General features: G+C 56.7%; 22 protein-coding genes. 17 read left to right on the plus strand and 5 right to left on the minus strand.

Translation table 11 applies throughout. The annotated features are described in order from the left end of the window. Window positions 1–12: 12 nt before the first annotated feature. Complete coding sequence (gene queG / locus QEP11_RS01105; protein WP_284334715.1) at window positions 13–1086, minus strand: tRNA epoxyqueuosine(34) reductase QueG; 1074 nt, start codon at window positions 1084–1086, stop codon at window positions 13–15. 12 nt (window positions 1087–1098) lie between these two features. On the opposite strand from queG, the gene tsaE reads away from it, so the two are divergent. The 7 genes from tsaE (at window position 1099) to QEP11_RS01140 (ending at window position 9982) form a co-directional block, all read left to right on the plus strand. Continuing rightward, on the plus strand, window positions 1099–1611 hold the full coding sequence (tsaE, locus tag QEP11_RS01110) for a tRNA (adenosine(37)-N6)-threonylcarbamoyltransferase complex ATPase subunit type 1 TsaE (protein ID WP_284334716.1): 513 nt from the start codon (window positions 1099–1101) through the stop codon (window positions 1609–1611). Further along, on the plus strand, window positions 1608–3083 hold the full coding sequence (locus tag QEP11_RS01115) for an N-acetylmuramoyl-L-alanine amidase (protein ID WP_284334717.1): 1476 nt from the start codon (window positions 1608–1610) through the stop codon (window positions 3081–3083). Before tsaE ends, QEP11_RS01115 begins: the two co-directional genes overlap by 4 nt. 357 nt (window positions 3084–3440) lie before the next feature. After that, a complete protein-coding gene (pgaA, locus tag QEP11_RS01120) occupies window positions 3441–5741 on the plus strand; it encodes a poly-beta-1,6 N-acetyl-D-glucosamine export porin PgaA (protein WP_284334718.1) in 2301 nt (766 codons plus the stop codon). An 8-nt stretch (window positions 5742–5749) separates the two neighbouring features. After that, window positions 5750–7780 (plus strand): poly-beta-1,6-N-acetyl-D-glucosamine N-deacetylase PgaB, encoded by a 2031-nt coding sequence (gene pgaB, locus QEP11_RS01125; protein WP_284334719.1) that lies wholly within the window; start codon window positions 5750–5752, stop codon window positions 7778–7780. Then, on the plus strand, window positions 7777–9126 hold the full coding sequence (gene pgaC, locus QEP11_RS01130) for a poly-beta-1,6-N-acetyl-D-glucosamine synthase (protein ID WP_284334720.1): 1350 nt from the start codon (window positions 7777–7779) through the stop codon (window positions 9124–9126). Before pgaB ends, pgaC begins: the two co-directional genes overlap by 4 nt. Further along, complete coding sequence (pgaD, locus tag QEP11_RS01135) at window positions 9123–9638, plus strand: poly-beta-1,6-N-acetyl-D-glucosamine biosynthesis protein PgaD (protein WP_284334721.1); 516 nt, start codon at window positions 9123–9125, stop codon at window positions 9636–9638. The genes pgaC and pgaD overlap by 4 nt, the downstream gene beginning before the upstream one ends. A 173-nt stretch (window positions 9639–9811) precedes the next feature. After that, complete coding sequence (locus QEP11_RS01140) at window positions 9812–9982, plus strand: glycine zipper domain-containing protein (RefSeq protein ID WP_413788667.1); 171 nt, start codon at window positions 9812–9814, stop codon at window positions 9980–9982. 64 nt (window positions 9983–10046) lie between these two features. Here QEP11_RS01140 and QEP11_RS01145 read toward each other — a convergent pair whose 3' ends face one another. Further along, window positions 10047–10700 (minus strand): DedA family protein, encoded by a 654-nt coding sequence (locus QEP11_RS01145; protein ID WP_284334723.1) that lies wholly within the window; start codon window positions 10698–10700, stop codon window positions 10047–10049. Window positions 10701–10968: 268 nt separating this feature from the next. Here QEP11_RS01145 and QEP11_RS01150 point away from each other — a divergent pair, with 268 nt between their 5' ends. From QEP11_RS01150 to QEP11_RS01175, 6 genes are all read left to right on the plus strand, one after another. Beyond that, the gene (locus tag QEP11_RS01150; RefSeq protein ID WP_284334724.1) at window positions 10969–11229 is read left to right on the plus strand and encodes a glycine zipper domain-containing protein; all 261 of its coding nucleotides are present in this window, start codon (window positions 10969–10971) and stop codon (window positions 11227–11229) included. Between the two features lie 48 nt (window positions 11230–11277). Further along, window positions 11278–13287: a DNA mismatch repair endonuclease MutL gene (mutL, locus tag QEP11_RS01155; RefSeq protein ID WP_413788661.1), complete on the plus strand. Its 2010-nt coding sequence runs from the start codon at window positions 11278–11280 to the stop codon at window positions 13285–13287. Between the two features lie 30 nt (window positions 13288–13317). Then, window positions 13318–14124, plus strand: a complete 807-nt coding sequence (locus tag QEP11_RS01160; RefSeq protein WP_284334726.1) for a MurR/RpiR family transcriptional regulator — start codon at window positions 13318–13320, stop codon at window positions 14122–14124. A gap of 419 nt (window positions 14125–14543) precedes the next feature. Further along, window positions 14544–15890, plus strand: a complete 1347-nt coding sequence (gene gdhA / locus QEP11_RS01165; RefSeq protein ID WP_284334727.1) for an NADP-specific glutamate dehydrogenase — start codon at window positions 14544–14546, stop codon at window positions 15888–15890. A gap of 233 nt (window positions 15891–16123) precedes the next feature. After that, a complete protein-coding gene (locus QEP11_RS01170) occupies window positions 16124–17104 on the plus strand; it encodes a porin (protein ID WP_284334728.1) in 981 nt (326 codons plus the stop codon). Window positions 17105–17261: 157 nt separating this feature from the next. Next, the gene (locus tag QEP11_RS01175; protein WP_284334729.1) at window positions 17262–18863 is read left to right on the plus strand and encodes an alkaline phosphatase D family protein; all 1602 of its coding nucleotides are present in this window, start codon (window positions 17262–17264) and stop codon (window positions 18861–18863) included. Between the two features lie 83 nt (window positions 18864–18946). On the opposite strand, the gene QEP11_RS01180 is transcribed toward QEP11_RS01175, so the two are convergent. After that, window positions 18947–19822, minus strand: a complete 876-nt coding sequence (locus tag QEP11_RS01180; RefSeq protein ID WP_284334730.1) for a methylglyoxal synthase — start codon at window positions 19820–19822, stop codon at window positions 18947–18949. A gap of 85 nt (window positions 19823–19907) precedes the next feature. Here QEP11_RS01180 and QEP11_RS01185 point away from each other — a divergent pair, with 85 nt between their 5' ends. The 4 genes from QEP11_RS01185 to QEP11_RS01200 all read left to right on the plus strand — a co-directional run bounded on the left by QEP11_RS01185 (window position 19908) and on the right by QEP11_RS01200 (window position 23435). Beyond that, a complete protein-coding gene (locus QEP11_RS01185; protein WP_284334731.1) occupies window positions 19908–20768 on the plus strand; it encodes an alpha/beta hydrolase in 861 nt (286 codons plus the stop codon). 158 nt (window positions 20769–20926) lie between these two features. Continuing rightward, window positions 20927–22117, plus strand: coding sequence for a multidrug effflux MFS transporter (locus QEP11_RS01190; RefSeq protein WP_284334732.1), 1191 nt, complete (start codon window positions 20927–20929; stop codon window positions 22115–22117). Window positions 22118–22156: 39 nt separating this feature from the next. Continuing rightward, window positions 22157–23152, plus strand: coding sequence for a tRNA (adenosine(37)-N6)-dimethylallyltransferase MiaA (miaA, locus tag QEP11_RS01195; RefSeq protein ID WP_284334733.1), 996 nt, complete (start codon window positions 22157–22159; stop codon window positions 23150–23152). A 136-nt stretch (window positions 23153–23288) separates the two neighbouring features. Continuing rightward, window positions 23289–23435: a hypothetical protein gene (locus QEP11_RS01200; RefSeq protein WP_284334734.1), complete on the plus strand. Its 147-nt coding sequence runs from the start codon at window positions 23289–23291 to the stop codon at window positions 23433–23435. Window positions 23436–23492: 57 nt separating this feature from the next. Here QEP11_RS01200 and QEP11_RS01205 read toward each other — a convergent pair whose 3' ends face one another. Together QEP11_RS01205 and QEP11_RS01210 are read right to left on the minus strand one after the other, a co-directional pair. Continuing rightward, the gene (locus tag QEP11_RS01205; RefSeq protein ID WP_284334735.1) at window positions 23493–23981 is read right to left on the minus strand and encodes a hypothetical protein; all 489 of its coding nucleotides are present in this window, start codon (window positions 23979–23981) and stop codon (window positions 23493–23495) included. Window positions 23982–24099: 118 nt separating this feature from the next. Further along, window positions 24100–26022, minus strand: coding sequence for a TonB-dependent receptor domain-containing protein (locus QEP11_RS01210; RefSeq protein WP_284334736.1), 1923 nt, complete (start codon window positions 26020–26022; stop codon window positions 24100–24102). Window positions 26023–26080: the final 58 nt, after the last annotated feature.

Genomic DNA, 26080 nt, shown 5'->3' on the forward strand with positions numbered 1-26080 from the left:
ACCGAGCACACGCTAAACGCCAACACTATCCATAGTCACGCCCTGTGCCAAAGCCCACTGCACATGCTCTCGCACCACCGCGCTGTCGTGCGCTGCGTGCAACTGCAAGGCCATGCGCATTGCATGCGCCTGCGCACAATCGTGCGTGCGATTTAGAGCATTGCCCAAGGCCACCGCAATATTGCGCAGCCAGCGCACATGACCAATGCGGCGAATCGGACTGCCTTCGGTGCAGCGCAAAAACGTAGCTTCATCCCAACTGAAAAGCTGCACCAAGGTGCTGCCAGTCATACCGCCACGCGGATCAAAATCAGGCAACCCGCTGCGATTGGCAAACTTGTTCCATGGACAGGCCAGCTGGCAGTCATCACAACCATAGATACGATTGGCCAGCAAAGGGCGCATTTCCACGGGAATTGCGCCATCGTGCTCAATGGTCAGATAAGAGATGCAGCGCCGCGCATCCACGCGATGGGGCGCCACAATGGCCCTCGTAGGACAGGCATCCATGCAACTGCTACAACTGCCGCAGTGCGCTGTGACGGGCTGCGTTTCGGGCAAAAGCATATCCACATAGATTTCACCAAGGAAAAACATGGATCCCGCATCACGACTGAGCACCAAGGTGTGCTTGCCACGCCAGCCCTGACCACTGCGGCGCGCCAGCTCCGCCTCCATCACCGGCGCTGAGTCGGTGAAGGCGCGATGTCCGAGTGGGCCCACTTCCTGCGCTATGCGCTCTGCAAGCTTTTGCAAGCGGCCACGCAACACCTTGTGATAGTCGCGACCACGCGCATACACCGAAACAATCGCTTCCTGAGGGCGCTGCAGCCGCGCCCACTCCACGTCCTGCCAGTCCTCAGGCGTATGACGCGGCAGATAATCCATGCGCACAGTGATCACGCTCACGGTGCCAGGCACCAACTCAGCTGGACGGGCACGCTTGAGCCCATGGGCAGCCATATAGTCCATGCTGCCATGAAAGCCGGCACTCAACCATTGCAGCAGCCCATCTTCACAAGACGACAAATCAACACCGGATACGCCAATTTGGGAAAATCCCAGTTCGCGGGCCCAGTCCTGCATCAAAGGAACCAATTGACTGCTGCAAACCATAACTCTTCGATTGTAAAAAGCCCGGCCCCAGAGCAGCGGATACTGTCATGGCAAGACGAGGCAGACACTGAGGCTTTTGCCAAGCAATTGGCCACTCTGCCTGAAATGCGTGATGCCTACATCACCTTGCACGGAGATCTGGGCGCAGGCAAAACCACCTTGGTTCGGCATTTGCTGCGCAGCCTGGGCGTTCAAGGGCGCATAAAAAGCCCTACTTACGCCGTGGTGGAACCTCATGAAGCGCAGGGTTTGACCATCTGGCACTTTGACTTTTATCGATTCGACGATCCACGCGAGTGGGAGGATGCCGGTTTTCGCGATATTTTTGCCAGCCAGGGCCTGAAACTGGCAGAATGGCCTGAAAAGGCCGCTTCGCTGACACCGCTAGCGGATCTAGCTATTTATATTGAAGCAATTGACGAAACCCAGCGCCGCGTCACTCTGCGCACCAGCACAGAGCGTGGTCGGCGCATGCTGCAGCACTGGCCACAATGAGCGACGACGCCGCGCAACCTATTTTTACTGCCTACCGCCCCAACCGCCGCACCCTGATTCAAGCAGGCAGCTTGGCTTTGCTGTTAGCTGGCAAACACCAGATTGCCTTTGGTGCCAGTATCGTGGCCGTGCGTGTATGGCCTGCCGAGGATTACTCGCGCGTCACGCTTGAGTCCGATGTGCCGCTGGTGGCCAAGCAAACCTTGATTGAATCCCCACCACGTTTGGCCGTGGACATTGAGGGCCTGCAACTCAACGATGCTCTCAAAGAGCTTGTCGCCAAAGTTCGCCCCGATGATCCCAACATTGCTGCGATCAGGGTCGGACAGAACACACCTTCCGTAGTTCGCTTGGTTATCGACCTCAAGCAAGATGCTGTGCCCCAGGTTTTCTCACTCAAGCCTGTCGCTGCATACCAGCACCGCCTGGTTTTTGACCTGTATCCGTCCAAGCCGGTTGATCCACTGGAAGCGTTGATTCAAGAACGTTTGCGTGACGCCACCAGCTCTGCCGCCCTGCCGCCAGCACTGACACCACCTGTCTCACAAGCCCCCGCCCACGACCCTTTGGGCGACCTGATTGCCCAACACAGTCAACCGCCCAGCAGTACACCAGCGCCCATTGCTCCTACTGTACCGACTGTGCCAGACAAACCCGTTGCACAGGCCACCCCCCCCGTCAGCACACCGCCAAAGCCGAGCACTGAGCCTGAGGTGACTGCTGGCCCAGCACCTACCGCAAGGAGAACTGACCGCATCATCATCGTGGCGCTGGACCCTGGTCATGGCGGTGAAGACCCAGGAGCCATTGGCCCCAAAGGCACGCGTGAAAAAGATGTGGTCCTCAAGATTGCGAAACTGCTGCGCGACCGCATCAATGGCAGCACTATCAATGGCAACCCCATGCGTGCCTATATGACACGTGATGGAGACTTTTTCGTTCCGCTGGGCGTGCGTGTACAAAAAGCACGCCGGGTTCAGGCCGACCTTTTCATCAGCATTCACGCAGATGCCTTCACCCGGCCTTCAGCCAAGGGAGCCAGCGTATTTGCTTTGAGCCAAAAAGGTGCAACCAGTACGGCCGCTCGCTGGTTGGCAGACAAGGAAAATCAGGCCGATCTGGTCGGCGGCATCAATGTACGCAGCCAAGATGCCCACGTCCAGCGCATGCTGCTGGATATGAGCACCACCGCGCAAATCAATGACAGCCTGAAACTGGGTACTTCTGTGCTTTCTCAAATAGGCAGCTTTGCCAAATTGCACAAACCGCGCGTGGAACAAGCTGGCTTTGCAGTATTGAAGGCTCCGGATATTCCCAGCGTTCTGGTGGAGACTGCTTTCATCAGCAATCCAGAAGAAGAACAGCGCTTGCGCAGCTCGGCTTACCAAAACAAATTGGCCGATGCCATGATGGCAGGCATTCGCCAATACTTCACCAAGAATCCGCCACTGGCCCGCTCACGCTCTGTGTGAACCTGGCCCCTCCTGACTGACAAGCCCGCTTTAGCGGGCTTTTTTATTGCAGCAAATTCTTCAGCCGAATTCAATCAGATACACGCAGTTGAAAAACTTACTTTTTGCAATCCAACTATTCACAAAGATATGGATTTGCACATAGGCAACCCTCAACAAAGCCGCCCTGCGCCAAGGGAAGTTGAAGCAAAAAACAATTAGAAACCGCATGTTTCGACACTTTTGGGAACATTTTCCCATTCCACAAAAAATAACATTTGAGCTTCCAAATCATCAACTTAGCTCATATGCAAACAAGTAACAAACGAAGAAAATAAAAAAATACTATCGATAACAAAAATCAATGAATTATTCAGTATGAGCTTCTCACACTGCACTCTGCCCCATGAGCACTGCTTGCGCAGGAAGATCAAATTCACCGCCGTAGCCACCCTGCTTGTACTCTCGCCTCTCAGCCTTCTTGCATCGACAGCGGGAGAGCAGGCACGCCATGCATTGCTTGGCACTGCTCAAAATTACCGGGATACCCAGGAATGGGGCAAAGCTTTGGAAGCCTACCGCCAAGGCAAGCAACGGTTCCCTCAAGATACGGCATTTGTGCATGGCGAGATTTATGCCCTCGCTGATGGTGGGCAGCCGGAACAAGCCACTGTACTCGCCCAGCGATTGCTCGATGCAACCCCGAATGACGTGGATGCCCTGCTGGTCATGGGCTACGCTCAACTGCGTCATCACGGCGTCTTTGCTTCACTGGAGTACATCGACCGGGCGATGCAAATAGGCAGCAACAAAGCCTATGTGGTACGAGACTATGTGATGGCATTGCAGCGTGCGCACATGCCCAGTGCAGCCTTGGCCGTGGCTGAACGCCATCCAGATTTGCTGAGCCCCGCACAAATGCGCGAGCTGCAAGCGGATGCGGTGGCCGAGAGTGTTCGTTACGCAGACTTGCCTGCTCGCAGCGAAGCAGAGCGCTTTCAGGTCGCAGATGCGGCTCTGGCGAAGTACGACACATTGTTTGGACAGTGGGCACAGATAGGCAGTGAAGTGCAACCGCTGCTGCAACGTGCGCGCATCGATCGCTTGCAGGCGCTCCATGCCCGTTTTTACATGGCCAAGGTGGTTCAAGAGTACGAAGCATTGCTCGCGCAGGGTGTTGAGGTGCCCAACTATGCGCTGGCAACAGTTGCCTCCGCCTACCTCTATGAGCGCATGCCAGAGCGCTCAACCCAGATCTATGAGCAACTGATTGCCAGTGGCTATATGCGCGAAGACGCAGTCAGCCGCCAAAACCAGGACTTTGGCTTGCTGTACTCCTATTCGGACCAGGGTGATGTTGCGGCTTCTCAAGAAGCGGCACACCCTCTGCGCGAGGAATATTCGCAATGGCGCTTTGTGGGAGGCGATGCAGCGCGTATTCCGAACGCAGCCTATTTGGATGCTCGGCATACGGCAAGCATGATGGATTTTTACGCCAACGATACCCCGCAGGCGCAAGTGTCGCTGGAGCAAATGCTTCATGCAGCTCCCAATAACAACAGCTTGCGCACAGATCTCTCATCCATCTATCGCTCACGTGGATGGCCCCGTAAAGCCGAAGAAGAACTCAAGATTGCCGAAAGCTACGATCCCCGCGCCATGAGCGTGGAGATCGGCCAGGGATTGACGGCCCTTGACCTTCAGGAATGGCGCCAGGTGGAAGCCTTGAGCGGCGATATGCAGGCGCGCTTTCCGGAAAACCGCAGCAGTCAGCGCTTGCAGCGCCTTTGGCGCGTGCACAACATGCATGAATTGCGCGTGGAGGGCTATAAGGGACTTGGCAACAACAACCCCGTCGCTGGCGGACGAGACTTTGGCCTTGACACCACACTGTATTCGCAGCCTCTTGCATACAACTGGCGCATCTTCGCCGGCATGGGGCATCGCAGCGCCACTTATGACGATGCCAAAGCCACCCACAACTATGGCCGCGTGGGCCTCGAGTGGCGAAGCCGTGACTGGAACGTCACGGCAGAAGTCTCAGACAGCCACTACGGGCATGGCAGTCGCCTGGGTTCTGCACTGTCTGTGGATTACGCGCTCAATGATTACTGGTCGATTCACGCAGGGGCTCAATGGAAGTCACGCGATACCAATCTGGATGCACTGCGCAACAACATCACCAGCAACCGCTTTGACTTCGGCGTTCAGTGGCGTGAAAGCGAGCGCCGCTCCTGGGGACTGACCATTACGCCCAGCGATTTCAGCGACGGCAACAACCGCTTGGAGGTTCTGTTGAGTGCTCAACAGCGCCTGTGGACGCGCCCGACCTGGTTCCTCGACGCCGGTCTGGAGCTTTTTGCTTCACGCAATAGCCGCACCGATGTGCCGTACTACAGCCCGCAGCGCGAATACAGCATTCTCCCGACCCTGAGCTGGAACCACACCATCTACCAACGCTATCAAACGGCTTGGACCCAGCAGTTGAGCGCTGGACTGGGCGGTGTGAACCAGCACAGCTACGGCACAGGCTCAGTTGGAATGATCAGCTACGGCCAGCGCTACAAGGCCAATGATGTTTTTGAAATCGGAGGCACGCTCTCTGCTGTCTCACGCCCCTACGACGGTGTCCGCGAGCGTGAATGGCGCTTTGTCTTCGATATGACTTATCGTTTTTGAGGGTAGCCATGCATTTTTTCAAACACTTCACTGCGCGTCTTTTCGCTTGCGTCGTGGCAATGGCAATGCTCGCTGCCTGCGCAAAGGATATTCCCCATTTTGTCCCGCCCGAACAGCGCACCTTGGCCCATCAAGAGCATGCGTGGCCAGCCAATAAGTACTTGGCACTGGGTTATCACGCCATCCAGGACAACCAGGCCGATCAGACCTATCTTGCAGTTCGAACCGACCAGCTGCTGGCACACCTGACCTGGCTGCAGGCCAATGGCTACCAGGCTGTCTCCGTTGAGCAGATTCTGAATGCGAAAAATGGCGGCCCGGCCCTGCCAGCCAAGGCTGTGCTGCTGAGTTTTGACGATGGTTACCAGGACTTCTACACCCGCGTCATCCCTTTGCTGCGCGCCTTTAACTGGCCAGCTGTTCTCGCCCCTGTTGGCGCATGGCTGGATACGCCCGCTGACCAGGCAGTCCAATTTGGAGATATTCAGGCTCCGCGCTCCATGTTTCTCAACCGCAAAGACTTGGCGCAGACCGCACGTTCTCCGCTGGTGGAGATCGGCGCGCACACTTTTAACCACCATAAAGGCGTTCTGGCCAACCCGCAGGGCAACACCCTGCCCGCCATGGCCAACCGCATGTATCTGGCCGAGCAGCAGCGCTATGAAACCATGGCCGAGTTCGAGCAACGGCTGCGCAAGGACGTCGCCGCCATCACCCGGGTTCTGAAAGAAACCACGGGCAAGCAGCCGCGCGTGTGGGTATGGCCTTATGGCGCAGTTAATGGCGTGGCACAACGCATCATCCGCGAAGCGGGATACCAGCTTTTTCTGACCTTGGAAGAGGGACTGGCGGACGTCAACAATCCCGATCAAGTTCCGCGCATGCTGATGTCTGGGCGCGATGACATCCGCTCCGTTGCTCAACGCATCAGCAGCTTCCAAGAGCCGGGATTAATGCGTGTAGCCCATGTCGATCTGGACTATGTATACGACCCTGATCTTGCACAACAAAACAAGAACTTGGACGTGCTGGTACAGCGCATGCAAGATCTCGGCGTCAACACCGTGTTTTTGCAGGCATTTTCAGACCCTGATGGGCATGGACTGGTCGAATCGGTCTACTTCCCCAACCGCTTGCTGCCGATGCGAGCCGATTTGTTCAATCGTGTTGCCTGGCAACTCAAAAGCCGGCTTGGAGTCAAGGTCTACGCCTGGATGCCGGTACTGAGCCTGAATCTGGACAGCAGCCACCCACGCGTGCAAAAGTGGAATCCTGCTACTGGCAGCGTTGCGGTTGATCCCCAGCAATACCAGCGCCTGAGCCCTTTTCATGAGGGCAACCGGCAGGCGATTGCTCAGTTGTACGAAGACCTGGCGTCGCATGCAGCCTTTGATGGACTGCTCTTTCATGACGATGCCCTGCTGTCAGACTTTGAAGATGCAGGTGCCGATGCGCTGCGCGCCTATGCCGCAGCCGGCCTGCCTGGCGACATTGCCAGTCTGCGCAGCAACCCCGAACACCTGCAAGCCTGGACGCGCTTCAAGACCAAAGCCCTGGTCGACTTCACGCACGAGTTAACCGCCAAGGTGCGTGCCATACGCGGCGTACACATCAAGACCGCTCGCAATATCTTTGCGGAGCCTATCCTCAACCCGCATGCGCAGGAGTGGTTCGCACAAAATCCCGATGATTTTTTGGCAGCCTACGACTGGACTGCACCCATGGCAATGCCTCTGATGGAGGGCGTGGATTACTCCGATTCAGCGCGATGGCTTGACCGTCTGGTTCAAGCCATGCGCAAGCGGCCCGGCGCCTTGGACCGCACGGTCTTTGAGCTACAAACCAAGGATTGGCGTGCCACCAAGTCTGGAGGGCAAGCCGTACCTATCGACTCCTCACGCATCGCCCAGTGGATGCGCCAGTTGCAAATCAGTGGGGCGCGCAATTTTGGCTACTACCCGGATGACTTTTCCCAAGGTCATCCCAGCTTGCAAGCCATTCGTCCTGAAATCTCCACATCCTGGTTTCCCGCGCCATGAAGCACCGCATCCTCTCCTTCACCCTCATGGTGCTGCTCATTGCATTGCCATTTGCAGTTGCCATTTTTCTGACCGGGAAAATCATTCTCGCATTTGTTTTCTTCTACCCACTGCACATGTCCGGCCTCTGGATGATTGGTGGCTTGACCTTTTACCTACACCGTGAGCGCCATTGGCCCTGGGGTGAAAGCTCTGCAGAGCGCGCCGTGCCCGAATTGCAAGGCAATCCGTTGGTGAGCGTCCTCATCCCGTGCTTCAACGAAGAAAAAAACGGTGCTGACACCATCATCGCGGCTTTGAAGCAGAATTATCAGAACATTGAAGTGATCGCCATCAACGACGGCTCCAGCGATAACACTGCAGCCATGCTGAACCAGTTGGCTTCGGCACACGAACGTCTGCGCGTGATCCATTTGGCAGAAAACCAAGGCAAGGCCATGGCACTGCGCATGGGCGCCTTGGCGGCCAACAGCGATTACCTGGTGTGCATTGATGGTGACTCCATCCTAGACCCAGATGCCGTGGCTTTCCTTGTAGCTCCGTTGATCCAAAACCCACGTGTGGGAGCCGTTACAGGCAATCCTCGCGTGCGCACACGCTCTACGCTGACTGGTGCCATACAAGTGGGAGAGTTCTCTTCCATCATTGGCCTGATCAAGCGCACCCAGCGTGTTTACGGTCAGGTATTTACCGTCTCCGGCGTCATTGCAGCCTTTCACCGCACTGCCCTGGCCCGCGTGGGCTACTGGAGTGTGGACATGGTCACCGAAGACATTGACATCAGCTGGAAGCTTCAGCGTGATCACTGGTCCATCTTTTACGAGCCTCGTGCGCTGTGCTGGATCCTGATGCCTGAAACGATCAAAGGTCTGTGGAAGCAACGCCTGCGCTGGGCCCAGGGTGGTGCAGAAATTCTGCTCAAGAACCTGGGCGTGATCTATCACTGGCGCAACCGCCGCATGTGGATTTTGCTGCTTGAGTTCACTTTGTCAGCATTGTGGGCATTCTCTTTTGCCCTTTCCATCATCCTGTACTTGATTGGCTTGGTCATTGACTTGCCGCCTCATCTGCATGTGGAGACATTGATGCCTCCGTCATTCACAGGTCTGGTGCTGTGCGCTTTTTGCTTGATCCAATTTTTGATCAGCATGTTGATTGAGCGTCGCTATGAAAAAGGCTACGCCCGAAACCTGGTCTGGATCATCTGGTATCCCCTGGTTTTCTGGATGCTGAGTCTTTTCACCACCCTCGTGAGCATTCCACAAATCATGCTCAGCAAAAAGCGCCAGCGCGCACGCTGGGTCAGTCCGGATCGCGGCATTAACCAACTGGATCCCACCCCATGACGCAAGAGCCACAACACCATCTTCCTGAAGCCATCAATGCATCCACCATGGTCATTCGCTCACAACGTGGGCAATGGCGCTTCCTGCTTGACTGCGTTTTGACCGTCCTGGCTTGGCTTGCCTTCGCGCTGTTATTTGCGCGGGGAATCTGGTCCATCGCCACCAAGAACAGAGACGGCATCGAGATGCCTTTCCTGTCTGAGATCGCACCTACTGTCTCTGACCTGGGTATCTATATCCTGGCCATGTTGTTGCACGGTGGATTGCTCATCTTGTGGGCTCGGTATAACTACTTGCGCTTCCGCGGCAAACAACGACGCTCGCCATCCACAGCTCCCTTGGCGCAGTTGAAGCTGATGGCCGACTATAGCATTACGCTGCAAACCTTGAATGAATTACGCACTCTGCCCATTTCTGTGATCCATCACGCACCCGATGGCAGCATCATCAAAGCAACGGATTTGAGCGGTCATACCCCGATCAACCATTCATATGCCCCAGCGATGGTGTGAAAGCACTGACAAGCTCTTGCAAGTCTGGGCAATGATCAACCTACAGCCATCGGCCTATTTACCCGACAGATCTTGCTGCGCTCTCCTGTGACACTGGAACCATTGGTGATTCCATGGAGTTGATCATGTCCCATTTCAAAATTCTGAGCGCAAGCCTCGCCGTTGCAGCCACTATGACCCTTTCAGCTTGTGCCAACAATCAACAACTGGGTACAGGCGTAGGTGCTGTTGCCGGTGGTGTAATCGGAGATGCGGTCGTGGGTGGCACACTGGGCACCGTTGGCGGAGCTGCTGCTGGTGCTGTGATCGGTAACCAGATCGGCAAGAGGCAGGACCGGAAGTAAATCGATTTACCCCATAAAAAATGCCGACATCTGTCGGCATTTTTTATGTTCAAAACTCAAGCAATCAGACAGCTGCCTGCTTTCCTTCTCGGCCGGCCTTCCAGCCGCCATAGATCGCAACCAGACCTGGCACAAGAATCAACCCCCAGATGATTTTCTCCAGGTTGTCCTTGACCCACTGCATATTCCCGAAGAAATACCCTGCAGACACGATACCGAGCACCCACAGCAAGGCCCCCCCCACATTAAAGAGTGTGAACTTGCTGCGCGACATATGGGCCACACCTGCCACAAAGGGAGCGAAAGTGCGAATAAAAGGCATGAAACGCGCCAGGATGATGGTCACACCGCCATAGCGCTCGTAGAAGTTGTGGGCTTTATCAAAAGCTTTGCGGTTAAACCAGCGAGAGTCCTCCCACTGAAAGACCTTGGGCCCGATAAAACGGCCAATGGAGTAGTTGCACTGATCTCCCAGAATGGCCGCCACCAGCAATACGGCACAAGCCAAGGAAAAATCCATCATGCCCGCACCACACATAGCACCCACAATGAACAACAGTGAATCCCCGGGCAGGAACGGCATCACCACCACACCCGTTTCCACAAAAACAATGAGGAATAACAAGGCGTAGACCCATGGACCATACGCCACCACGAACGCCTCAAGGTGTTTATCAATATTCACGATGAAGTCGATCAAAAACGAAACGATTTCCAAAACAGCGCCCTCAAAGTCTTTCCACCAAGCACCAACGCTCTTACGGCAGCAAAACGCTAATGTAGCGCCTAGCCACACCACTTCTCAAATTCGATAGCCATCTACTTCGTCTGTCTCACACATTCGGTGATCGCACGCAACAGGCTGCAAAGCGCTGCAACAAATACTTGCAATGCCGGCCATAACTTTGCAATGCATTCATCAAAGCCGCTGCGTAGAACTGGCACAGTTCACCCACATTTGATTTGCAACATGCAAGGAGGTGCAAATGATTAAATTTAGAAGCACGCTTTTGGTTGCCACAGTGTTGGGTGGCGCTTTGACACTGGGTGGCTGCGCGCATCATCCGAGCAATGCCCAGATAGGTACAGGCGTTGGCGCCGTGGCTGGCGGCCTGCTTGGTGATGCTGTCTTCGGCTCTACGCTCGGGACTGTTGGCGGTGCGGCTGCTGGCGCATTGATTGGTAATCAAGTCGGTCAAAACAGCGATGGATATGGTCACCGTCGCGGTCACCGTCGCCATCGTTAATTTTGTTTCTTGTGCAGCCTTTCCCAGGGTCTAGGGAGGCTGCATACAATGAGGTCAATGACCTCAATTTCTTCTACGCCACAGCGCCGCACCATCCAGGACCTACCTGACGAACTCATCAGCCAGATTGCTGCTGGTGAGGTGGTGGAGCGTCCGGCCTCTGTCGTGCGGGAGTTGGTGGATAACGCTTTGGACGCTGGTGCCACCCAGATCACGGTGCGGCTGCTGGCTGGCGGTGTGCGCCTCATCAGCGTCGAGGACGACGGCTGCGGCATTCCGCGTGAAGAGTTGCCCGTGGCCCTGCGTCGTCATGCCACCAGCAAGATTCGCGATCTCCATGAGCTTGAACATGTGGGCACCATGGGCTTTCGTGGAGAGGCACTGGCAGCAATTGCCTCGGTCTCCGAAACCTCTATCCTCTCGCGCCTGGAAGGCGAGGACAAAGCCTGGTTGCTTGAAGCACGCAGCGGCGAGCTACGCCCGGCCGCACGCAATCGCGGCACCTCGCTGGAAGTGAAAGAGCTGTTTTTCAGCACTCCGGCACGGCGCAAGTTTCTGAAGACAGATGCCACCGAGTTGGCGCACTGCATTGAGTCTGTGCGACGCCATGCATTGGCTCGACCTGACGTCGGCTTTGCCATCTGGCATGACGGCAAACTGGTCGAGCAGTGGCGTGCTGTACCCATGGGCGATGGCGTGGAGCGCAACGATGCTCTGGCCCGCCGCCTCAGCGATGTGCTGGGCGACGACTTTGTGAGCAGTTCTATCCCCGTTATGCGCACCTCTGCCAGCAGCGGCATTACCGTGTATGGCCGCGCGGGACTGCCCGATGCCGCACGCAGCCGCCCAGATCAGCAGTATTGCTACGTCAACGGTCGTTTTGTCCGCGACAAAGTGCTCACCCACGCAGCCAAAAGTGCCTATGAAGATGTGCTGCACGGCCATAAGCAGCCCATCTATGCGCTGTACATAGAGATGGACCCGGCTCGTGTGGATGTGAACGTGCACCCCACCAAGATTGAAGTGCGCTTTCGAGACAGCCGGGAAGTACACCAGGCAGTCAAACATGCGGTGGAGGATGCATTGGCAGCACCGCGAGCAGCCCTGCTGGCACAAACAGAGGAGCAAGTGCCTCCCGCTTCCAGCACGCCAGAGCCTGAACGTGGACTCTCGCAACCCCTGGCCTCGCCGCCAGCAACCGGTGCAGCCACGTGGCAACCTAAAGTGAGCACGCCGCGTGCTCCCTTAAAGCCACAGGTGCAATTTGCCATGCCTTTGCAAGAGACAGCAGGGCACAAAGTCAACGACATGCAAGCGCTGTGGGCCCCCATGCGCGAGAGCGTTCCTTCAGATCAAGCGCTGAAAGCCTCTGTTGCATCAACCACGACGCCTACAGATATCACTGCCAGCGAAGCGCCACCCCAGCCAGCTCCAACGGCTGCGCAGACACCCACCCCAGAGGCGGCCAGCGCATGGCCGCTGGGCAGAGCGGTGGCCCAAGTTCATGGTGTCTACATCCTTGCTGAAAATGCGCAAGGCATGGTGATTGTGGATATGCATGCCGCACATGAGCGCATTGTGTATGAGCGCCTCAAAGAGCAGCTGGGCAACGACCAGCCTATCGCCAGCCAGCCGCTGCTCATTCCGGCCACCTTTGCCGCCACTGCGCAAGAAGTGGCAACCGCCGAGTCACATACCGAAACCTTGCAGCTGTTGGGCCTGGAAATTGCGCCGTTTTCGCCCAAGACACTGGCAGTACGCGCAGTACCCGCAACCTTGGTACAAGGCGATGCCGTGGAACTGGCGCGAAGCGTGCTGGCAGAGCTGGAACAGCAAGAGGCCAGCGGTGTCATTCAGCGTGCGCGCAATGAAATTCTGGCCACCATGGCCTGCCACGGTGCCGTGCGCGCCAACCGCAAGCTCACGCTGGATGAAATGAATGCCTTGTTGCGTCAGATGGAAACCACCGAGCGCTCCGACCAGTGCAACCATGGCCGCCCCACATGGCGCCAACTCTCCATGAAAGAGTTGGATGCTTTGTTCTTACGTGGCCGTTAAAGCCCAGTTCCTACCGTACGATCCACTACCATGTCCGTACCTTTTTTTGCCCGCGTGCGCGCCGCACTGGATAGTTTTTCGCCCACTGAGCGCAAGCTCGCCCAAGTGGTGCTGGACTACCCGATCAACCTCGCGGGCTATAGTGCCAGCGAACTGGCGCAGCTCACCGGCGTCTCCAATGCCACCGTCACTCGCTTCATCCGTCGTCTGGGATACGACAGCTACGAAGAAGCACGCCGTACTGCACGTCTGGAAGCGTCCACCAATGGGCTCCCCCTGCCCATGGCCGACATCAATATTTCACCCAGCACGCCCAATTGCGCCTTGTTGTGGCAGCAGTTGCAAGACAATCTGACGGCAACCCTGGCACAAATTCCAGCCAGCACCATGGATGCCATGGCCTCTGCACTACACCAGGCTCCGGCCATTTTCTGTGTGGGCTTGCAGCACAATCACATGCTGGCCCGCTCTCTGCGCGGCCACTTGATGAGCGGCCTGGACAAGCCCATCTACGGCGCACCTGCCGCTGGCGAAACCATTGAAGACGTGCTGGCCCGCATTGCGCCGCGCGACATGGTGGTGCTGTTTGCGCTGGGCGGCATCCGCGCCGATATGGCCGAGCTTGGCGAACGTGCGCGCAAACTAGGAGCCAAGCTGATTTGCATCACAGACACTGCCAGCCATGCGCCTCCATCAGACTGGCTGCTGCGTTGTCACACCACGGCCCATGCCCCGGAGGTACGCCACCTCACCGATACCAGTGCCGCTCAGGCCCTGGCCTACGGTCTGGCTGCCCACACCATCCAATGGGGTGCGATTCCGTTTGAGTTGATCTGATCACTGCACATACCCCTGATACATCAGCCGTTAAAGCGCCAGAAGTCTTAGCACTTCCGGCGCTTTTTTCATGTCCTACATGCATTGTTCACCCGCAACAGCAACGGCTGCGCCTGCACAAACTGTTGCTCCAATACACATTCGCTGCACAGCAAGAGCGCCATCGCCGCATAAGAAGCCTGATTGACAAAGCTTTCCAAATGCTATGAATAAGCAAGCAACAAATACCTATTTATCAATAGGTTGAATCAGAAAACCCTTGTATTTATTTTGGTGCACCAAAGCACCAAGCTGATGCAGTTATGCACCAATCTTCTACAAGTCATGCTCAATGTGGTGCATAAATACATACGTTTTTGGCATAATCTTGTGCATGCGCTGCGGCGCTTTTGTTTTGTGCCTTTGAAAGATAAGCCTCCATGAAGTACGCCAACCTCGACCAATTTCTGCAAGATGTTGCCAATCGCAACCCTGGTCAACCCGAATTCCTGCAAGCCGTCACCGAAGTGATGGAGTCGCTGTGGCCCTTCATTGAAAAGAACCCCAAGTACGCTGACAACGCGCTGCTGGAGCGTCTGGTCGAGCCAGAGCGCATCATCCAGTTCCGCGTCAGCTGGATGGACGACAAGGGCCAGGTACAAGTCAACCGCGGTTTCCGCATCCAGCACAGCATGGCCATTGGCCCTTTCAAGGGCGGCATCCGCTTCCACCCCTCGGTGAACCAGTCGGTGCTGAAGTTCCTGGCCTTTGAGCAAACTTTCAAGAACGCGCTGACCACACTGCCCATGGGCGGTGGTAAAGGCGGCTCCGACTTCGACCCCAAGGGCAAGAGCCCTGCTGAAGTCATGCGTTTCTGCCAGGCTTTCGTGACAGAGCTGTTCCGTCACGTGGGTCCTGACACCGATGTACCAGCTGGCGACATCGGCGTGGGTGGCCGTGAAGTGGGCTTTATGGCCGGCATGTACAAAAAGCTGTCCAACAGCGCAGCTTGCGTGTTCACAGGTAAGGGCCTGACCTTTGGTGGTTCGCTGATCCGCCCTGAAGCCACGGGTTACGGCACGGTCTACTTTGCTCAGGAAATGCTGGCCACACGCGGTCAGACTTTTGCCGGCAAGACAGTGTCCGTGTCCGGCTCGGGTAACGTGGCGCAATACGCTGTCGAAAAGGCCATGCAACTGGGTGCCAAGGTCGTGACCGTGTCCGACTCTTCGGGTACTGTGTATGACAAGGACGGCTTCACCACCGAGAAGCTGGCTATCCTGATGGACATCAAGAACAACAAGTACGGCCGCGTGAGCGACTACGCTGCACAAGTGTCTGGTGTGGAGTTTTTTGCAGGCCAGCGTCCCTGGAACATCAAGGTGGACGTGGCCCTGCCTTGCGCCACACAAAACGAACTGGACGAAGCAGATGCCAAGACACTGATCGCCAACGGTGTGCTTTGCGTGGCAGAAGGTGCCAACATGCCTTCCACCATTGAAGCCGCCAAGGCCTTCGAAGCCGCAGGCGTGCTGTATGCACCAGGCAAGGCATCGAACGCTGGCGGTGTGGCCACTTCGGGCCTGGAAATGTCGCAAAATGCGGCCCGACTGAGCTGGCCTGCCGAGGAAGTGGATGCACGTCTGCTGCAAATCATGCAAGGTATTCACGCAGCCTGCGTCAAGTACGGCAAGCGTGAAGATGGCACTGTCAGCTACATCGACGGCGCCAACATCGCAGGCTTTGTGAAGGTTGCTGAAGCCATGCAGGCACAAGGCGTGGTCTAAGCCCGAGCGCTTCAAAAGTACACAAAAAGAGGAACCTTCGGGTTCCTTTTTTTGTGGACGAATTGCTGGATTGCAGCAGGCATGTGGTGAGAGCTTGCAATGTCCTAAGGCATACAAGGTGGCTGCAGTAACGTTATAAATGCGCCCCGGCCTGACTATGCAGGCCCTGGTTACCCACAGAACAGACGTGGGCGTGCTTGTTTCTCTGTACGCGCTGTGATTGCGCTTTGAACGTGACTTTTTCTCTGAACAAAATCGTGGCCGCTGTAGGCCTGATCACTATTTCTACCGCTTCCGTCGCTGCTGACTCCAGCGTGAATGTGTATGGCCGGATCGACAGCTCCATTGCCTCGGTCAAGACTGGCAACGACCGCGTCAACGCAGTAAACAACGGCGGTTCCTACTTTGGTTTCAAGGGCGAAGAAGCTCTGGGCAATGGGCTGAAAGCAGGCTTCATTCTGGAAAGCGGCTTCGAGTCGGACACCGGCTCCAACAGCAACACTGACAGCTTTTTCAACAACCGCAGCGAGCTGTTCCTGTCTGGCAACTTCGGTACGGTGCGCATGGGCCGTTTCCTGAACCCTTCGTACTATGCAGTGGCTGACCGCGTCAGCCTGCACAATGAAGACTACGGCATCACCTACGATCAGTTATACGTCTACCAGGGCAGCGACGCCAACCGCTTGGCCTACACATCGCCACAAATGCACGGCCTGACACTGGAGTCATCGGTGAGCTTGCATGAACGTGCCAACGGCGATGCCAGCGACAAGAATGCCTATGACCTGGCGGCCAACTATGACCGTGGCAACTGGTCATTCGGTGCTGGTTACGGTGAGCATGGTGATGACAAGCAGTACGCACTGCGTGCCACATGGTCACAAGATGCGTGGACGGTGTCCGCCTACCACCAGCGCGCCGAAGAAGCGGACAGCTTCACCGGTGCGAAGGCCAAGATCAATGTGACCCGCGCTGCCGTGGCCTACGCAATTGGCGCAGGAGAAATCCATGCCAACTTCGGCCATGCCAATGCGCAAGGCAAGTCTGAGGCCAACCAGTGGACCGTGGGCTACAACCACCACCTGAGCAAGCGCACCAAGATCTACGCTTTTTATAGCCAGATTCAGAACAAGCATGGTGCAGCTTTCGGTGATGACTTAATGGCTAACCAAGATCAGAAATCGGTCTCTGCAGGCATTCGCCACCACTTCTAAACCGTGCATCTTGACGCACTATCAAGCAGCCTTAGGGCTGCTTTTTTGTGTATGTTCACAGGTGTTACGTCGTTCCTGAACCTGTTGATTTCATTGTTTGGTCACATGTCATTTCTATGCTGTGACGCGTTATTCATACATACAAGGACAACCCAAGATGGAACGACGCCGCTTCATGGGCCTGGGACTCACATCCAGCGCATTGCTAACAGGCAGCAGCCTTTTGCCACAGGTTCTAAAGGCACAAACTGCCCCCTCAGCCATCACCCGTGATGCAGCCCGACCTTTGCTGCCATCAGGTGTTCAAAGTGGCGATGTACTGGCAAACAGCGCTATTGTCTGGGCACGCTCCAGCCGCGAGGCACGTATGTGGCTCGAATGGTCCACCACCTCCAACTTTGCCCAAAGCACCAAGCTTCGTGGACCGGACATGCTGAGCAGCAGTGATGGCACAGGACGCATCGACTTGCAGGGCTTGCCTGCCGGGCAGGATATTTTCTACCGCGTGGTTCTGGAAGACTTTGCCAGTGCCAACGTGCGCTCACCTGTTGTGCAAGGGCACTTTCGCACCCCGCAGCCGGCACATCGGCCCGCGCAAAAATCTCTGCGCCTGGTATGGAGTGGTGATACCGCTGGCCAGGGCTGGGGCATCAACCCTGATTTTGGCGGCATGCGCATTTACGAAGCCATGCGCCAGACCAACCCCGATGTATTCCTGCACAGCGGCGATACCATTTACGCCGATGGCCCCATCCAGCCTGAAGTCACGCTGCGTGACGGCAGCATCTGGAAAAATCTGGTCACACCCGAAGTTGCCAAAGTTGCCGAAACCCTGGATGAGTACCGAGGCCGCTACCGCTACAACTTGATGGACCAGAATGTGCGCGCTTTCAGCAACGAAGTGGCGCAAATCTGGCAATGGGATGACCACGAAGTCACCAACAACTACTCGGATAGCAAAAGCCTGCTGCACAACAATGCCTATACCGAAAAAAATGTGCAACTGCTGACGGCACGCGGGCAACAGGCCTTTATGGAATACGCCCCGCTACGCCCCTACGGAACGGCTGAACAGCAACGCATCTACCGCGTCTTGCCGCAAGGCCAGTTGGCCGACATTTTTGTGCTGGACATGCGCAGCTACCGCGGCCCCAACAGCACCAATTTGCAAACCTCGGAAAGTGCTGCAACTGATCTTTTGGGCCGCCCACAGATAGAGTGGCTGATCCAGGGCCTGAAAAACAGCAAGGCCACCTGGAAGCTGATTGCCTGCGATATGCCCATCGGCCTGTTCGTGCCGGATGGCAAGGACGCACAAGGCGTCTCCATGTGGGAGGCCGTGGCCAACGGTGAACATGGGCCCGCAAAAGGCAGAGAGCTGGAAATGGCGCGACTGCTCAAAGGCATCAAGGATGCAGGCATCAAGAATGTGGTGTGGCTCACTGCTGACGTGCACTACACCGCAGCCCACCACTACAGCCCTGAACGCGCGCAGTTTCAGGACTTCGATCCCTTCTGGGAATTTGTCTCCGGACCTCTGAATGCGGGCACCTTCGGCCCCAATGAGGCGGACAAGACTTTTGGCCTGGAAGTGGTCTACAGCAAGGCATCACCCCACCCCAACGCTGCGCCCAGCGAAGGCTACCAATTCTTTGGTCAGCTCGATATTGACCACCGCAGCCAGGCATTGACCGTGGTGCTCAAGGACCTCAATGGGCAGTCTCTGTTCACCAATACCCTGGAGCCACAGCTGGGCTGACAGCGCGGTTCAGAACACGCCCCCTGGAAATGGAAATAAAAAAGCAGCCTTTACGGCTGCTTTTTTTGTGACCTCTGTCCAACTTAACGTGCAGCGCGCAACACCGCTGCATCGCACCAGCGCTGCGCCACCTTGGGTGTTGTGATGCACACGGCCTCGTGCGTCACGGTCGTCACGGCACGCTCCAGCAGTTGAATATCCGCCTCATGCTGACGCGCCACATGCGGGTCTTCAAAGAAGATGGCGCGCTGGCAACGGCGCTCCAGCACCAGATCGGCAATCTGCGCATCGCCGCCCAACGGGCCACTGTTAAAGCGGTCCACCCATGGCTTGTCTGCAGGCCAGCCCTTGCTCCAGGCCAGCTCATTCAGACGCTGCCCCGTCGTACCCGTGCCTATGCGACGCTTGAAACGCGAGAGCAATGCAAAATTATTGGCCACAAATTCCAGCATGGCGGGTTTCATCGCATCGTGGGCAATCAGCGCCACCGTTTGATTTTCATAATCATGAAAACGGTCTGCACTACGTTCGCGCGCCAAGCCAGCGTGTATGCGTTCCATTTCCACCCAGTCGCGTGCACTGGCCACGGTAGAAAGAAAGGGTTTGCCATGAATGACGCACTGGCGCTTGAGGGCCAGCGCCTCCGGGAAGATGGATGAAGGATCGACCGGGTCTGTCAGATAGATAGCACCATCGAGCGTGCGGCCCTCTCCCATCCCCACGACCTCGGCCACCAGCTTCATCAGCCCTCCTTCACGGCCATACGGGTAGCGCACCAAGCCTGGGTAGCGGTGCATCATGTCCGCCGCAGCAATGGCGTCGTAAGTGCGGCCTACAGCATGCAAGCCCAGATGCAGCTCTCGCATTCCGGATTCACAGGCACGCAATAGTGCAAACAAGGCCGCATCTTCAGTTTGGTGATGGAGTCGGTTGGCAGCAAGACCTAAGAGCATGGTCACATTCGTCCTTAACAACAGCGCACCGCGTCGTGCACACTTGCCGGCTAGCATAGTTCCAAACGACCCAAATTTTGCACTCTCTGTGATGACCTTCGCATCGTTTTTTCAAGCGCGCAGGCTGTGGTGGATAACCGCACTGACCGTTGTATTGGCCACAGCCAGTTGCTCAGCCCTCGACCATAAACAACGCGAGATGATTTTCCAGCCCAGCGACCGCACCTGGCAGCGCGCCAGCACCCAGGACATGCAGGATGTGTGGATAGATTTTTACAGCACATCCTCCCAGCAAGACGTTCGCATGCATGGTTTGTGGCTACCGCATCCCAAAGCGAATGCGCCGGTATTGCTGTATCTGCACGGCGCCCGCTGGAACGTTACTGGCTCCACAGCGCGTATGCGCAATATGCAACAGCTTGGCTTTGCCGTGCTGGCAATGGATTACCGGGGCTTTGGCAAAACCCTGCCCAAAGACTTGCCGTCTGAGGCCAGTGCGCGCGAAGACGCAATGGCCGCATGGCAATGGCTCCGCAAGCAGCACCCCCACACTGCGCGCTATATCTTTGGCCACTCCTTGGGAGGCGCCATAGCAATTGATCTGGCCTCCCGGGTCGATGATGAAAAAGCGCTGATGGTGGAAGGCACTTTCACCAACATTCGCGATATGGCGCGTAGCTTCAAATGGGGCTGGCTGCCCGTCGGCCCCTTCATTACGCAGAAGTTCGATTCACTGTCGAAAATTTCTACCATCGGCAGTCCTTTGGTCGTAGTGCATGGCAGCGCAGATGCCTTGATACCACCAACCCAGGGCAAGCAACTGTATGAAGCCGCACAAGGCCCCAAGCAGTGGGTTTTGATTGATGGTGGCACGCACCACAATACCAACGCCAAAGCACTGCCACAGTACCGCATGGCACTACGGCGTTTGGAAGCGCCCTCAAAGCCCTGATGCTGCATATTTACCAAGTGTGCGAACTAAGCGACACCACACACATGCCCCTCTGTTAGTCTGCACGCGCCGCTGCAAGGCGGTGTCTTGCTGATTTTTTCGATTGCGATTGCGTGCCCGTGTCTGCTTCTTCCTCTCCTGCACCCTCAACTGCGGCCATGTCCCCACTGTTTGTCATTGGCCTGCTCGCTTTGCTGCTGGGTTTTCAACCTTTGACCACCGACTTGTACCTGCCCGCCATGCCCTTGCTGGCGCAGCAATTGCAAGCCACCGTCGCTCAAACGCAAACCACGTTTTACGCATTGATTCTGGCCTTTGGATGCTCTCAACTGGTGTGGGGGCCGATGTCCGACCGCTGGGGTCGCCGCCCCATCCTGCTTGCCGGTATTGGCTTGTATGCGCTCGCAGCCCTCGGCTGCGCCGTGGCCCCTCACATGGATGCCTTGATAGCCTTTCGTACCTTTCAAGGCGTGGCAATGGGGGCCGTGGTGATGGCCGCACGCGCCATCGTGCGCGATTTGTACCAGCCCGTGGAAGGCGCTCATGTCATGTCCAAAGCACTGTCAGGTTTGGGCGCCCTGGCCTGCTGCAGCCCATTGATTGGCAGCTGGCTGGCCATACACATGGGTTGGCGTGCAACCATGGTGGCACTGACGCTGATCGGCATGGCTGCGTGGTGGCTGGTGTGGCAGCACTTTCACGAAAGCCTGCAGCATCGCAATCCGCATGCACTGCATCCCCGGCGCTTGCTCGCCAGCTGGAGAGACATCGGACGCCATCGTACATTTCTGGCCTATACCGCCACCACCACGTGCTCATACAGCGGCCTGGTGGTGTTTTTAACGGCTGCGCCATTCGTCTTTACACAAGCGCTTGACTGGACGGCAGCACAGGTAGGCTGGATGCTGGCCTGCAACGGCGCAGTCTATATCCTTGGCACCATGCTGTGCCGCAGGTTGCTGCTGCGCCTTGGTGTGCGCAATACCGTGGCAATTGCTGGAGGCATTGCCGTGCTGTGCGCAACGCTGCTGCTGACATTGGCCTGTGCAGGGGTGCAAAGTGGCCTCAGCTACGCAGCAGTGTGCATGCTGTTCCCCCTGGCCCACGGCATTCAGCAACCCTGTGGCCAAAGTGGCTCGGTCAGCGCTTTTCCTCAAGCCGCGGGAATGGCCTCTGCACTCAATGGCTTTGTCATGACACTGTTCGCCTTTGCCTCAGGACGAATCCTGGGCGGCAGCTTCAATGGCACTGTTTATCCCTTGGTTTTCGGGCTCACGTTCTGGTGTTTGGCTGCGGCCTTGGCATCATGGACACTGGTGCGCCGCCACGGCGCGCCCAGCGCGCATTAAAGTCGCTGCCTGGTTTGAACCTGTTTTCCGTTTTCGATCTTGACTGACTCCACCCACCCCCTCCCCTGCATTGCGATTGCAGGCCCGACTGCTTCCGGCAAAACCAACGGTGCTCTGGCACTGGCTGCAGTGCTCGCACAACGCGGCCAAGCCTGTGAAATCATCAGTGTGGACTCTGCTCTGGTCTATCGTGAAATGGACATTGGTACCGCCAAACCCACGCCCCAAGAGCTGGCTGCAGTGCCTCATCACCTGATCAATATCCTGGACCCGTTGCAGTCGTACAGCGCAGCAGAGTTTGTGCAAGACGCACAGCGCCTGGTGGCTGAGATTCGCAGCCGTGGTGCAATTCCCTTGTTGGTAGGGGGCACCATGCTGTACTTCAAGGCGCTGTTTGACGGCATTGATGAAATGCCCGCCGCAGACCCTGAAGTGCGCGCCAAACTCGATGCACAGGCTGCAGAAATCGGTTGGCCGGCCATGCACGCCGAATTGGCCAAGGTGGATCCAGAAACTGCTGCCCGCCTGGCACCCGGTGACAGTCAGCGCATCCAGCGTGCCCTGGAGGTCTGGCACGTCTCGGGCCAGCCGCTGTCCAGCTTTCACCAAGCAAAGAAAAGAGCGCAGAACACGCAACCCGCATTTGACTGCACCTTGTTCTCTTTGGAGCCCAACAACCGCGCCTGGCTGCACGAGCGTATTGCCCAACGTTTTGAGGCCATGCTCCAAGGTGGATTTGTGGAGGAAGTCAAAGCCCTGCGTGCACGCGGCGACCTGCATGCCGACTTGCCCAGCATGCGTTGCGTGGGCTATCGCCAAGTGTGGGAAGAGCTGGACTGGCAGGCACGCAAAGAAGCGCCAGACCTCAACTGGCACCTGGTGCGTGAAAAAGGCATTGCCGCAACGCGCCAACTGGCCAAGCGGCAAATCACCTGGCTGCGCAGCATGCCCCAGCGCCACACCATTGCCTGTGACGATCCCATGGCCACCATGCACTTGGTACAGGCAGCCCTGAACTGTATCAAACACTCGTAAATAGCTGTTACCACTACACCAGCATCGCTGTCGGGGATACGCATTCCGTTTTAATGCGATGAGGGCTGCGCTTGAATTACGCCTGCTTACGCGGTGCGTACAGCCTCTGCATTAGGCTTTAGCGAAGGAGATTGTTATGCCGAAAACGTGTTTTGTAATTTTTGCCATCGCCGCAGCCTTGAGTGGCTGTGCACAGAACCACTACTACCCCGCCTCTGACACCACCGCCAGCGGGATTACGGTTTTCGGTGAAATTGACGCCAGCGTGGAGCACCATCGCTGACACCCCAAGCTGCCTTTGCGCAGCTATGAAAGCTTTGGCAGCTGTAGCAGCTGTGACTCAGCGCGCCTTATAGCTCTTGCTCACAAACGGCACCTCTTGCACACCACGGCGGGCATTCACCACCAGCGTCATCAAGAAAAACAGATTGCACAGGGCATTGCAAATGCGAGGCAGCACATCTGGCACTGCGCGCCCTTCCTGCTCAACACGCACCATGGCACGCAGTGCCTTTTTGGCCGCTGAGCGTGCTTGATGCAGCTGCGGCACGGGAGCGGCTCCACGCGGCAGCACAAAAGCATGCGCACGCTCGCCCAATATTTGGCGGTAATGCCCAATACGCTCCAGCACAAACTGCACATCGGCTTCTTCAATGGCCAACTTGCCGCGTATCGAGCCATTGACATGAAATGCCAGTGGCTGAATCCGATCCAGATCTGCTGCAATATCTGCAAAATCAGCAGGCGTCGCAGACAGCGCCATCCCGATCAGCGTGCACCACTCATCGGTCACAACCTCAAAATCACACAGACATGAGGTCTCATGCATAAAGGGATAACACACCTCATCCCAGTTTTTGCTTGGTTTCATCGTTTCTGCCATTTCACCCAAAAAGCGCGCAGAGCAAGCCCTGCGCGCTGTGTCATGACTGTCGCCGTGCCTTGTCTTAGCGTGGTGCCCACTTCAGCGTGATATAGCCCATACGGCCACGCTGCTGATAGCCATAAGCAGTCTCATATTGCTTGTCCGTAAGGTTGGCTACACGCGCTTGCAAGCTCCATTCCGGGTTCAACTGGTATTGCACATGCGCATCCCAGGTGGTGTAGCTAGGCAGCGCCACACTGCCCTTGCTGTCTGTGCGCTTGCCCACATACACTGCGGCGGTGCCCCACTTCCATGCGCCAACGGCTTGCTCCAGGTTCAGTGTCACCTGGTGCTCTGCCATACGGTCGGTCATGCGCGTGCCCGTACTCTCGTCGTAAGCATCCAGATGCTGATAGCTGGCAGATCCTGTCCAGGATTGCCACTGTCCGCTGTAGCCCAGCGACCAGCCCTTCAAATGGGCACGGTTCACATTCGCAGGCTGCCACAAGCTAAAGGGATTACTCACATCCACCGGTGCCCACGCAATCAGATTGCTCACCTTGTTATCAAAGCGCAGCAGCTTGACGGTGTGCGCACCAATGTTCCAGGTCAAGCCCAACTCATTGTTCAGCCCGCGCTCTGGCTCCAGCAAAGGATTGCCAGAGATGGGATAGTACAAATCGTTAAACGTAGGAGCCTTCATGCTACGCGCACGCGAAGCATGGGCACGCAAACCGGGCACCAGTTCATAGCCATAGGCCACGCCCCAGGTGTTGAAACTGCCAAATTGAGAGTTGTCGTCATGGCGCACATTGGCCTGCCAGCTGTGCTTGTCAACAGCGCCGTTCCAGCCCAAGTAAAAAGCGTCGGTGGTACGCTTTCGCTCGGTGTAAACCTCCGTGGAATTCACGCGCTGGTCCAGGCGCTCATAGCCTGCAATTACAGGGCCATATGCCGTCTTGATCTCGTTGCTCCACTTGTACTCGGTCTGCTTGGTCTCAAACAGATCTCGATAGCTGGCTGCGCTTGCGCGCAGCGTGTGGCGGGCGGACTGGTGGTCACGCGACTGCCCCACACTCCAGGTGCTTTTCCATGCAGCTGTGATCTGACCCTGCAGCTTGATCTGCTGGGTTTGCGCTTCCAGCTCATTGAAGGAGTGACCCACCAAAGCCGAGCTATTGTCGGGCAGGTAGACATAGTGCTGATCGAACTCCGAATATCCGTTGGAGCGCATGAAGTTCAGACCCAGATGCCAATCGCGGTTAAAGGCATAACCCAGAGCCGCTGTGACCGAAGACTGGTTGAACTTGTCACGATCCGGGTCGAAATCACTGGAGTTGGAATTGGTCACAGAAAAGCCGGGATCAATCACACGCGCCACATCCACGCTGTAATTCCAGCCATTTTGTGCGCCAGCAAAGCCTGCGTCCGCCGCTTTGTATCCTGCGCTCCCCCAGGTGGCTGAAGCATGCGGTGCAAATGCCCTGCGCTCACCCTTGCCCTGCTTCGTGAAAATCTGAATCACACCGCCAAGCGCATCGCTGCCATACAAGGCAGAAGCGGGACCATGCACCACCTCGATACGTTCAATGGCCTCCAGTGGCAAGGCTTCCAGGGTCGGCGTGCCCATGGTGGCCGATCCATAACGCACCCCATCAATGAGCACAATCACTTTGTTGCTGCCGCGAATGTAGACACTTTGTGTATTGCCACGCCCGCCATTGCTGGCCATGCGTACATCGGCAAAGCGCTGCAGCACTTCTGCCAAAGATCGGCCTGCCACACTCTCCATCTGCTGCTGCGTAATCACACGCACATCTGCCAGGGTTTCGTCCAGCCTGGCTTCAGAGCGGGTCGCTGTCACCACCATGGTGGGCTGGGCGATGTCTTGTGCAGATGCAGTCAAAGTGGTGAATGTTGCGGTCAGCGCAATTGCTGCCATAGGGAAACGGGCAAGTGCGCGCAGCCCCTCACCCTCAGGCAAGGAAAAATTTATCGTTTGCATGGATGTAAAAACGTTAACACCGGCGTCCCCGCCTGTGCTTCACACATTCCAGCCTGCG

The organism is Comamonas halotolerans, assembly GCF_030162935.1.
Taxonomy (GTDB): Bacteria; Pseudomonadota; Gammaproteobacteria; order Burkholderiales; family Burkholderiaceae_C; genus Comamonas; species Comamonas halotolerans.

Excerpts from the sequence above, each read along its gene's own strand:
- gdhA (WP_284334727.1), top strand. The coding sequence starts at position 14,544 with ATGAAGTACGCCAACCTCGACCAATTTCTGCAAGATGTTGCCAATCGC.
- pgaC (WP_284334720.1), top strand. The coding sequence starts at position 7,777 with ATGAAGCACCGCATCCTCTCCTTCACCCTCATGGTGCTGCTCATTGCA.
- QEP11_RS01115 (WP_284334717.1), top strand. The coding sequence starts at position 1,608 with ATGAGCGACGACGCCGCGCAACCTATTTTTACTGCCTACCGCCCCAAC.
- QEP11_RS01140 (WP_413788667.1), top strand. The coding sequence starts at position 9,812 with ATGACCCTTTCAGCTTGTGCCAACAATCAACAACTGGGTACAGGCGTA.
- QEP11_RS01185 (WP_284334731.1), top strand. The coding sequence starts at position 19,908 with ATGACCTTCGCATCGTTTTTTCAAGCGCGCAGGCTGTGGTGGATAACC.
- QEP11_RS01150 (WP_284334724.1), top strand. The coding sequence starts at position 10,969 with ATGATTAAATTTAGAAGCACGCTTTTGGTTGCCACAGTGTTGGGTGGC.
- mutL (WP_413788661.1), top strand. The coding sequence starts at position 11,278 with ATGAGGTCAATGACCTCAATTTCTTCTACGCCACAGCGCCGCACCATC.
- QEP11_RS01190 (WP_284334732.1), top strand. The coding sequence starts at position 20,927 with ATGTCCCCACTGTTTGTCATTGGCCTGCTCGCTTTGCTGCTGGGTTTT.
- QEP11_RS01210 (WP_284334736.1), bottom strand. The coding sequence starts at position 26,022 with ATGCAAACGATAAATTTTTCCTTGCCTGAGGGTGAGGGGCTGCGCGCA.
- pgaA (WP_284334718.1), top strand. The coding sequence starts at position 3,441 with ATGAGCTTCTCACACTGCACTCTGCCCCATGAGCACTGCTTGCGCAGG.
- pgaB (WP_284334719.1), top strand. The coding sequence starts at position 5,750 with ATGCATTTTTTCAAACACTTCACTGCGCGTCTTTTCGCTTGCGTCGTG.
- pgaD (WP_284334721.1), top strand. The coding sequence starts at position 9,123 with ATGACGCAAGAGCCACAACACCATCTTCCTGAAGCCATCAATGCATCC.
- QEP11_RS01200 (WP_284334734.1), top strand. The coding sequence starts at position 23,289 with ATGCCGAAAACGTGTTTTGTAATTTTTGCCATCGCCGCAGCCTTGAGT.
- QEP11_RS01175 (WP_284334729.1), top strand. The coding sequence starts at position 17,262 with ATGGAACGACGCCGCTTCATGGGCCTGGGACTCACATCCAGCGCATTG.
- QEP11_RS01205 (WP_284334735.1), bottom strand. The coding sequence starts at position 23,981 with ATGCATGAGACCTCATGTCTGTGTGATTTTGAGGTTGTGACCGATGAG.
- QEP11_RS01160 (WP_284334726.1), top strand. The coding sequence starts at position 13,318 with ATGTCCGTACCTTTTTTTGCCCGCGTGCGCGCCGCACTGGATAGTTTT.
- queG (WP_284334715.1), bottom strand. The coding sequence starts at position 1,086 with ATGCAGGACTGGGCCCGCGAACTGGGATTTTCCCAAATTGGCGTATCC.